Annotated in this window: 5 protein-coding genes; 1 reads left to right on the top strand and 4 read right to left on the bottom strand. The window is 65.7% G+C overall.

The genetic code is table 11. The features are described 5' to 3' along the window. The coding region (locus tag VFW45_12345) for a thrombospondin type 3 repeat-containing protein (GenBank protein HEU5181571.1) at window positions 1-3,994 on the top strand (3,994 nt) is incomplete at its 5' end. A 384-nt stretch (window positions 3,995-4,378) separates the two neighbouring features. Here VFW45_12345 and ruvB read toward each other — a convergent pair. From ruvB to ruvC, 4 genes are all read right to left on the bottom strand, one after another. Further along, window positions 4,379-5,419, bottom strand: a complete 1,041-nt coding sequence (ruvB, locus tag VFW45_12340) for a Holliday junction branch migration DNA helicase RuvB (protein ID HEU5181570.1) — start codon at window positions 5,417-5,419, stop codon at window positions 4,379-4,381. Between the two features lie 4 nt (window positions 5,420-5,423). Next, window positions 5,424-6,065 carry a Holliday junction branch migration protein RuvA gene (gene ruvA / locus VFW45_12335; GenBank protein ID HEU5181569.1) on the bottom strand — a complete coding sequence of 214 codons (642 nt, stop codon included), beginning with the start codon at window positions 6,063-6,065 and terminating at the stop codon, window positions 5,424-5,426. A gap of 8 nt (window positions 6,066-6,073) precedes the next feature. After that, complete coding sequence (locus VFW45_12330) at window positions 6,074-8,956, bottom strand: tetratricopeptide repeat protein (protein ID HEU5181568.1); 2,883 nt, start codon at window positions 8,954-8,956, stop codon at window positions 6,074-6,076. Further along, on the bottom strand, window positions 8,953-9,270 hold a 318-nt coding region (gene ruvC / locus VFW45_12325; protein ID HEU5181567.1), incomplete at its 5' end, for a crossover junction endodeoxyribonuclease RuvC. The genes ruvC and VFW45_12330, both read right to left, overlap by 4 nt.

The raw sequence follows: 9,270 nt of genomic DNA, 5'->3' as shown, positions 1-9,270 counted from the left end.
CAACGAGACGGTGGCGGTGGTGGTGAACGATCCGCGCTACGCGGCGGGAGCGACCTGCTCCCCGACGGGTAACGCGGGGGCCCCCGACGTCATCCAGATCAATGCCTGGTCGAACTCGGAGCCGTTCCCCGGCGAGGTCATCTCCCTGACCGAGACGGGCAACGCCACCGGGATCTTCCGCGGCAACGTTCCGGTCTCCGGAGTCTTCAACGCCACCGGCTCCGTGTTCACGGTGCCCGGCCAGGAGACCAACCTGTTCTTCGCGTACGAGGACAACCGCTGCGATTCCAACGAGAACCACCAGGCCGGCCAGAGCGATTTCGACAACCTGGACGGCGACGGAATCCAGGCGGCATCCGGCCGGGACGGCATCTGCGGTACGGATGACGACATCCCCGGCCTGTTCGGAGCCGATGGTCTGTGCGGTTTCAACCCCAGCACTAACGCCATCGACGATACCGGCGACAACTGCGCGCTGGTGTACAACAACCTCCAGACCGACGCGGACGGCGACAAGGTGGGCGGCAACGACACCGCGACCGGCGTCTACTTCGGCTGCGACAACTGCCCGCTGCGCTACAACCCGGACCAGGCCGACGGTGACCTGGACGGCGTGGGCGACGCGTGCGACTGGGACGACGTCGACAACGACGGCGTCATCAACAGCGTGGACAACTGCCCCGACTGGGCCAACCCAGGGCAGGCGGTGTCCAACGGCGCCCCGCCGCGCGGCGAAGACTGCGACGGTGACGGTGCCGGAAGCGAGCCGCCGGATGACCTCGACGGCATCCCGACGGTTTCCGACAACTGTCTGAGCGTGTCGAACGCGGGCCAGGCCGATACCGACGGTCCCGCGGGCGGCTTCGTGCAGGCCCTCGGCGACGCGTGCGACGGCGACTGCGTCGGCGCCTGCGTGGCCGGTCCGACCCCCGGCAAGCGCTGCACCTTCACGGTGGAGTGTGGTGCCGGCGGCACCTGCGGCGGCCGCGTCTGCTCGAGCGTCGACGATGATGCCGACATCGACCAGATCACCGACTCGCTGGACAACTGCCCCATAACCAACAACCCGACGATCCTCCCCGGCTCCGATCCGCCGGTGCAGTCCGATGACAACTTCAACGGCATCGGCAACGCCTGCGATCCCGCGGGGAGCTTCGACGAGAACCTGGACGGCCTGCCGGACGACGTGGCGAACGGTCCCTTCTTCGCCATGGCCGCCTCCTGCAAGAACGTTCCTCTGGCCAACATCGTGCTGCTGTCCCCGATCGTCCGGGATAGGGCCGAGCTGAAGACCTGCACCGGCGGTCCCACCGTCCAGGCCTGCAACGCGGGCAGCCCCCGCGTCGGCCGTGCCTGCACGGTGAACGCCGATTGTGGTGCGGGTGGTGTCTGCGGCGCCGCGGCTGCCAACTCCTGCGGTGACGGCGACTCCTTCGGCGACCCCGGCGAGCGGGTCCGCATCGCGCTGTTCCTCCAGAACATCTCCGGGTTCAACCTGACCGGGATCAACCTGTCCCTGTCGACGGCCGACCCGGACATCCAGTGCATTCTGGACGCCGCGATCTCCATCCCGGCGTTCCCGAACGGCACGACGCTGAACACGGCCACGCTCGCCCCTGGCGACGATGCGGCGAACCCGTCGGACGGCCGTTTCTTCGAAATCGTCATCAGCCCGACCACGCAGACGGTCAATCCGGCGGCTGCGTCCCGGGCCAACATGACGATGACCCTGAACTCCAACGAGGCGGGCGGTACCGCAAGCCCGGTGCCGATCATCACCCTCCTCGACCTGGACATCCCGACTGGAGCTTCACCCACCTACATCACCCCGACGCGTTGCGACGGTGAGATTGCCGGTGTTCCGCTGAACCAGGCGGGCAACACCTGCGTCACCGACGCGGATTGCAGCGGCGCGGTCGGTTCCTGCCGCGGCGGTATCCTGTTCGAGAACTTCGAGACGCAGGGTCCGTCGCCGACGGGCACGGGCGGAGTCACCCAGAACAACGACTTCTCCCTGTCCATCGGGTTCATCGAGAGGAACGCGGCCGGAGACTCGGAGACCACCATGGTCGGCCGGGCCTGCTTCGGGTTCGTCGAAGTCCTGGGCCGCACCCCGCCCAGCGGCTGCGAGATCGACCCCGACTTCCAGACCGACTGGCACTTCGAGATTGCTGGCGCCGCTCCGAATCCCAAGGCGTTCCGCGGTGCCAAGTCGGCCCACTTCGGGCGGCACACGCTTGCCACGGGCGTTCTCGAGCGCGCTGGCGACACGACACCTCACCGCGAGATCGAGGCGTTCGTGACCAAGCCCGTCAACCTCACCATCACCCCGGCTCCGACCGACCTGTTCCTGTCGTTCTGGCATATCGCCGCCTTTGCCGACGATACCCGGATCAACTTCCAGGTTGGCCAGGCCGGCGACCGCGCGGATGTCCAGATCGCGGTCGATACGGATCCGACGGCCGTGGACGACTTCAGCCGCTGGCAGAAGCTGTCGCCCTTCCAGAACGTGTACGAGCACACGACCCAGGTCTTCTCCTGGTTCGGGTACTGCGAGTTCACGCCCACGGACGCGGCGGCCTCTTCCAACCCGAACGTGTTCGGTGAGACTCTCTGCTTCCCCGACGGCATCTGGTCGCATTCGGGGAACGTTCTGGGCAGCAACACCCTCGCCATCTTCGGCGCGCAGGGCGGCGGAACGCTCGGCAGCGCGGGTGACGGCGTGTGGATCCAGTCCAAGTTCAACCTGGGCCTGTTCATCGGCCAGCGCGTGAAGATCCGCTGGATCGCGAACATCTGGGAGTTCGGAATCGGTTGGAACTCGTACATGGAGCCTCCGGCCGGCACGAACCCCTTCGATATCGGGACCTCGGACGACGGCTGGTGGGTGGACGCGATCCATCTCTCGGGCGTCGTGACCACGCCTTCGGCTCCGGTCGTGGATCCGACGACGATTCCGCTCACGACCCAGTGCCCGGCGAGTGCCGCGGCCAACTGCAACGAGGGGCTCGGGAGCAACGGCTTCACGGTCAACTTCACCGTGGATGACACCGACCAGGACGGCGCCATCAGCCCTGGCGAGCAGATCACGCTCGATGCTTCGCAGACGCTCAACCCGGGCGGCTGCGCCGACGGCGTGCCCCAGTTCCGCTTCTCGCGGATCAACGGGCCGACGACGGTCATCCAGGACTGGTCGACCGACTCGTCGATCCAGCTCAGCAACGAGGTCGCCGGCGACAACTACGGCGTCGAGGTCCGGTGCAGCTCGGATACATCGTGCACCACCGCCCTCGTCAGTCCGCCGCTCGGAGCCGCCGGTTGCACTCCTGGAATCAAGATCGCTGATCCTCCGGTCGCGCCCTGCACCGGCAACAACTCCCTCGCCGGTCAGTGCAACCCTGGCTTCAGCACCTGGAGCTTCGGGAGCACGGCGTGCGGCGCTCTCGGATCAGGCGGGTCGCTCATCTGCGGCACGTGGCACAACTGGGAGCACCACAACGACCCGGACGGCGCTCCCGCTGGCAACATCTGCCACGCGCGGGTACCGGCTCTGTGGGGCAACTCGTTCATCACGACGGGCGCCCTGCCGAACTCGGTGGCGGGCGACGCCGGTCTGACTCCGACCACGGTCTGGGGCCCGATGGCGGCGGGCAGCGTGAGCTGCAACGTCGTCCTGGGCGGTGGGTTCGCACCCAACAGCTGCGACATCTCACCGGGTGGCGCGCCAGTCGTTGTTCCCGTGGGTCCGGTTCCTTCGGACTTCACCTGCGGTGACACGGTGGCTCCGGCGCTCGGCACGGTGACCTACTACCTGGCCGGCTACCACACCATCGTCAATGGTGCCGCTTGCACCGCGCCTGCACCGCCTGTTGGTGCGGGAGTGACGAACCTCGACTATCCAGTCGCGGGGAATCCGCTGCCGGCTGCGAACGACTGCTACCGGTGGGACTCGGGCAGCACTTACGCTCCGTTCCTGAACGCGGCCTGCCCGTAAGATCGTAAACAGCTCCATCCCTCAAGCGGGGCCTTCGGGCCCCGCTTTTTTTTGCTCTTATCAGCACTGAACAGGCAGGTTCGTAAACAGCTCCAACCTCGAGCGGGGCCTTCGGGCCCCGTTTTTCTTTGCTCTTGGCAGGCTGAACAGGCGGGCTTCGATAAAAGAGGTGATGCCTTACCCAGTCATGGATGACGGGGACCTCACCAGCCGGTGAGCAGGACGGCTTATCTTCCGCAGGAGGGACGGACCCGGCTCATGCCCGGAAGTCCTGCTCTTCTGATCGCAAGCATCGATGCCATGCCTGGAGACTGGTCGCCGGGACTGCAAGCGGATTCGCCTGCTGGACCTTTCGGTGGAGGGAATGCCGGCTCGGATTACGGCTCAGAAGAGCGGGGCTTGAGGAGAGGGTCTCCCCTTGGGCTCCGCCAGCTTGAGGTGGGCGCGGGCCCGGCGCGTAATGCGCCGCCCGCGGGCAGTGCGATCCAGGAAGCCAATCTGGAGCAGATAGGGCTCGTAGATTTCTTCCAGGGTGTCGGTTTCCTCGCCGATCGCCGCGGCGAGAGTGTTGAGCCCCACGGGACCGCCGTCGAATTTCTCATGGATCGTGAGGAGCAGCCGCCGGTCGGTCTCGTCCAGTCCGTAGCGGTCGACCTCCAGCCGTTCCAGGTAGCGCTCCGCCAGGGTCTGGGTGACCGAGGCCTCCTGATCCACTTGCGTGAAATCCCTCACCCGCCGGAGCAGGCGGTTGGCGATCCGGGGTGTCCCTCTCGCCCTTCGGGCGATCTCATCGGCCCCTCCCGGCTCGACCTCGACCCTGAGGATTGCCGAGGCACGGCGCACGATCTCGGCCAGGTCCTCCTGGGAGTAGAAATCGAGGTGGTGAACGATGCCGAACCGATCTCGCAGCGGGGCGGTCAGGAGGCCAATCCGAGTGGAGGCTCCCAGCAGGGTAAAAGGGGGAAGATCCAGCTTGACTACCCTTCCCCCGACTCCCTGACCGATAGTGATGTCGAGGCGAAAGTCCTCCATCGCCTGATAAAGAATCTCCTCGAGAGTCGGGCTCAGGCGATGAATCTCGTCGATGAACAGAATCCCCCCCTCCTCGAGGCTCGTCAGAAGGGCAACCAGATCTCCCGATTTCTCGAGGGCCGGCCCGGAGGTGGCCTTGATGGGGAGTCCCATCTCGTGGGCGACGACATGGGCGATGGTAGTCTTGCCCAGACCGGGCGGACCGTAGACGAGAATGTGATCCAGCGGCTCCCTCCTCTCGCGCGCCGCGCGGATGAAGACCTGGAGGTTCTCCTTCATCCGGGTCTGCCCGATGTACTCCTTCATGGTGCGCGGTCGGAGGGTCCGGTCGAGGTCGCGATCTTCCTCGCGACCCATCCCGGTCACCATCCTGGAGGTATCTTTCGTGGACATCGCCTTACCTTCCCGCAGCCGCAGACCTGAGTGCCCGCCGCAGCAGGCCCTGGAACGACATTTCGACCGTCGCAGCTTCGCCCGGCGGGGTCGCTTTTCGGGCATCTTCAACCGCCCGTTCCGCTTCGCGGGCGCTGTATCCCAGGTTCACCAGGGCCGAATGGACATCCGCCACCAGCTCGACGTCCTCTCCCCGAGGCTGGGCGGGGCGCTCGCGCGAGCCCTCGGGATGCCCCGCGAGCAGGTGTCCGAGCTTGTCTCGCAAATCCACCACCAGCCTCTCAGCTGTCTTGCGTCCCACCCCGGGCACGCTGCAAAGAGGTGTTGTGGCTCCCGACAGAATCGAGTCGACCAGCTGGGCCGGAGTCATCCCCGAGAGCAGGGCGAGGGCGAGCTTGGGACCCACCCCGCTGACCGATATCATCCGTTCGAAGAGGCTGCGCTCCAGGGAGGTCCGGAACCCGTACAGGGCCAAAGTATCTTCACGGACGTGCGTATGGATCAGCAGCTCCAGCGTCGCGCCCGTCTCGGGAAGGCGGGAAACCGTGGACAGTGGAACGCGGATCTCGTAACCGACGCCGTGGACATCGACGACGACGCGCTCCTGGCTTTTTTCCAGGAGCACGCCGGTGAGCCGGGCGATCATGCATCTCCTCAGTGGGCAAAGCGCTTGGCGGCTACCGGGTCGAGACTCTTCAAGAGCTCCACGGCCTCGGGCTGTGAAGGGTTCATCTCGAGGGACTGGCGGAGAAGCTCGACGGCCTTTTCCGCCTGGCCGTTCGCCTGATAGGCGAAAGCCATGGCGTTGTACAAACCGGGAACGTCCGGCGAGATCTTCCTGCCTTCCTCGAACACCGCGGCCGCGCGCTCGATGTTCGCGCTCCGGCCCAGTGCCACCAGCAGATTGGTCCGGACCTCCACGCTCGTCGGGTCCCGGTTCAACGCTTTCTCCAGGACCTGCACGGCGTCCTGGATCCTTTCAAGCTGCAGGTAAACGATTCCCAGGTTCGCCGCGATGCCCGCCTGGTCCGGGCCAAGCTCCATCGCTCGCCGAAGCTCCTCCTCCGCACCGGTGAGATTGCCTTGGCGGCGGTAGGCGAGCCCCAGCCAATTGTGGTGCATCAGCGAGTCGTCCTCCCGCTTCAAGGCGGCCTGCAGATCAGGGATGAGCGACTCGAGTCTCCCGTTGCGATCCAGGAAGACGAACAGCTCTTCCATCGCGGGAAGAGAGAGAGGATCACGGCTCAGCGCGCTCCGGAAGGCCTTTTCGGCTTCCTGCTGCCGACCCAGCGCGGAGTATAGCACCCCCATGGAGGTGTCCAGAAGAGGCTCATCGGGCATGGCCGAGCGCAGTTTCTGGAAATAGGTCAGCCCATCCTCTTCCCGCCCCGCCGCCTGGAACAGTCGCGCCATTCGGACGAGGGTCGACTTGTCGTAATGTAGTCCTTTCCCCACCATCCTGCGGAGGAGCGCCAGCGCTTCGTCGGGTCTTCCCTTGCGCTCCTGGATTCGCGAAAGTCCCATCAATGCCGAGCCGGTGTCCGGATTGCTCTCCAGAGCCTTGCGATATTCCTCCTCGGCCGCCTCGAGATCGCCCTTGGTCGCCAGAATCCCCGCAAGATTGGAGTGGTACAGCGCGGTCGTGGCCGCAGCGGGCGTGCCGGTGCCCGCCGCGGACGGCGTCGGGGCCGGTCCGACGTATCCCAGGGAGCGCAGCGTCTCGATCATGGCTTCTCCGACGGCCGCGCCGCTCCCGCCCGCCGATGTATCGGAGCCAGGCTCGCTCTCGCGGGGAGCGCCGTAGGCTTCGTAAGAGACGATGGGCGGCGCTTTTTCTTCTGCGCGCTGCTCCTTGTCGAAGGATTTCGTCAGGCTGCGTCCCGGCAGATCCTCCGCCGCTGGCAACCCCAGGAGATCCAGTACGGTGGGAGCGATGTCATAGAGCGTGGCGGTCGGCGTGGGGCCCGGCTTGACGCCCTGTCCGCCGAACACGAGGATGCCATAGGGAGCGTGCCAGAGGCCAGGCTGCTCCGAGATGAAGGGCGGGATGTCCTTGGGGCGCTGATCGCCTGAAAAAAAACCGTGATCGCTCAGCACGATGAAGACCGTGTCGGGCGACAGGGCCTGGAGGATCTCCGCAAGGACCTGATCCTGGAATCGGTAGAAGCCGGCAACCACGCCCGAGTATTTCCTGAACCGTTCCGGGGTGATTTCCGGGCGCCGGGGGGCGGCCAGATGGGCGTAGCGGTGATTGACTTCGTCGATTCCCTGGAAATAGACGGCGAACAGCTCCGGCTGCTTGCGGTGCAGGAGATCGAGGGAGACGTGCCGGTAATTCTGCGTGCTGGCTACGACGCGCACGAGCGTGGCCAGCGACTCGGGGTCCTCCCCTTCCTCCCCTTGCCGGGCCCGGGGCGTCAGCGCTCGGCTCAGCTCCCCCCGGGAAACGGGAAGCATGCCCGCGAGGTCGGCGGGCGAGATGTCTTCCTCCCGGCGGAGGGAGCCGCGAATCTCCTGCAGGTAGCCTTCAGGGAAAGTCTCTCCCTGACTTGGGTGTGCCCGATCCAGGAAGGAAAAGGTCGAATATGAAACCCTGTCGGACACCATGATTCCGCGGATCGGCTCGGCGGGCCAGGTCGCCCACCAGGCGACGACCTCGGTGGAAAGTCCTGCATCAGAGGCGATGTTCCACAGCGCCTTCACCTTCCGAAAGTCGCTCGATATCGGGCGCATCTGTCCGGTCTTCGGATCGAGGACCAGGAAATCATTGATGCCGTGAACATCGGGAGACTTTCCGGTCGCCACCGTCGTCCACAGCAAAGGCGAGAGCGGAGGCTGGTTGGTACGCACCCGGCCGTAGGCCCCTTCGGCGCGCAGCCTGGCGAACGTTGGGAGCTGCCCTTTTTCGATCATGGGGAGGATGAAGTCCCAGTCGGCTCCATCCAAACCGATGATCGCCACCTTCCGGCCGGTGGGATGTCGCATGGCGGCGAGCCGCTCGGCGCTGTAGGCGGCCGCGACTTCGGGGGGAACCGTTCCAGGCCCCACTTTCAGACTGCCACGCACCAGCCCGAGGGGCTCCAGCGACTTTTCCAGGGGGGCAGCCAGCTTGCGAGGGAGCTCCTTTCGAAGCAGCTGATAGCCCGCGGCGCGAGCTGCCGTCCTCTCCAGCGACTCGCGGACCTGCCGGCTCACCCATTCCTCCGCGTTGTGACCCGAGCTTCGATGCGCCTCCAGAACGTGCTCCTCGTCCGGCAGGTACTGCAGGCTGCAGGGAAGCGAAACCGTGACGTGATCCCGGGAGGTGACCGTGAACTTGTCCTTGAAGTCGATGGATTTCCTGGGATAGATGAAAATGCCTTCCCAGATCGGGATGCGCCAGTGGATTCCCGGCTCCAGGAGGACGGGGTTGGAGCGCCCGACCCTGTTCTGCAGGATGCCGAAGCTCTTATCGGGAACACGGCGAAACAGCCCCAGGCCGAGGATGGCCACGGCAACGAGGGCCTGCCACAACCTGCTCGAAGGCACCCGCTTCATGCCAGAGTTTTCAGGTAACGCCTCGCGCCGTGGGAGCGGTGCGCATGGCAAATGGCCACGGCGAGCGCATCGCTGGAATCGAGGGAGGACAGGGGCTCGGACTCGCGCAGCAGCATGGCCACCATCCGGGCAACCTGCCGCTTTTCGGCGTTGCCATGACCAGCGACGGCCTGCTTGATCTCACGAGGAGCGTATTCGAAAACGGGGATACCGGCGCGTATGGCCGGCAGCAGGGCCGCGGCGCGGGCCTGCCCCAGCTGAAGCAGACTGTGCACGTTCTTATGGTAGAAGGGGTTTTCGACGGCCACCTCGTC

The organism is Candidatus Polarisedimenticolia bacterium (assembly GCA_035764505.1).
Classification (GTDB): domain Bacteria; phylum Acidobacteriota; class Polarisedimenticolia; order Gp22-AA2; family AA152; genus AA152.
This window is presented reverse-complemented; position numbering and strand designations above follow the sequence as displayed.

Excerpts from the sequence above, each read along its gene's own strand:
- ruvB (HEU5181570.1), bottom strand. The coding sequence starts at position 5,419 with ATGTCCACGAAAGATACCTCCAGGATGGTGACCGGGATGGGTCGCGAG.
- ruvA (HEU5181569.1), bottom strand. The coding sequence starts at position 6,065 with ATGATCGCCCGGCTCACCGGCGTGCTCCTGGAAAAAAGCCAGGAGCGC.
- VFW45_12330 (HEU5181568.1), bottom strand. The coding sequence starts at position 8,956 with ATGAAGCGGGTGCCTTCGAGCAGGTTGTGGCAGGCCCTCGTTGCCGTG.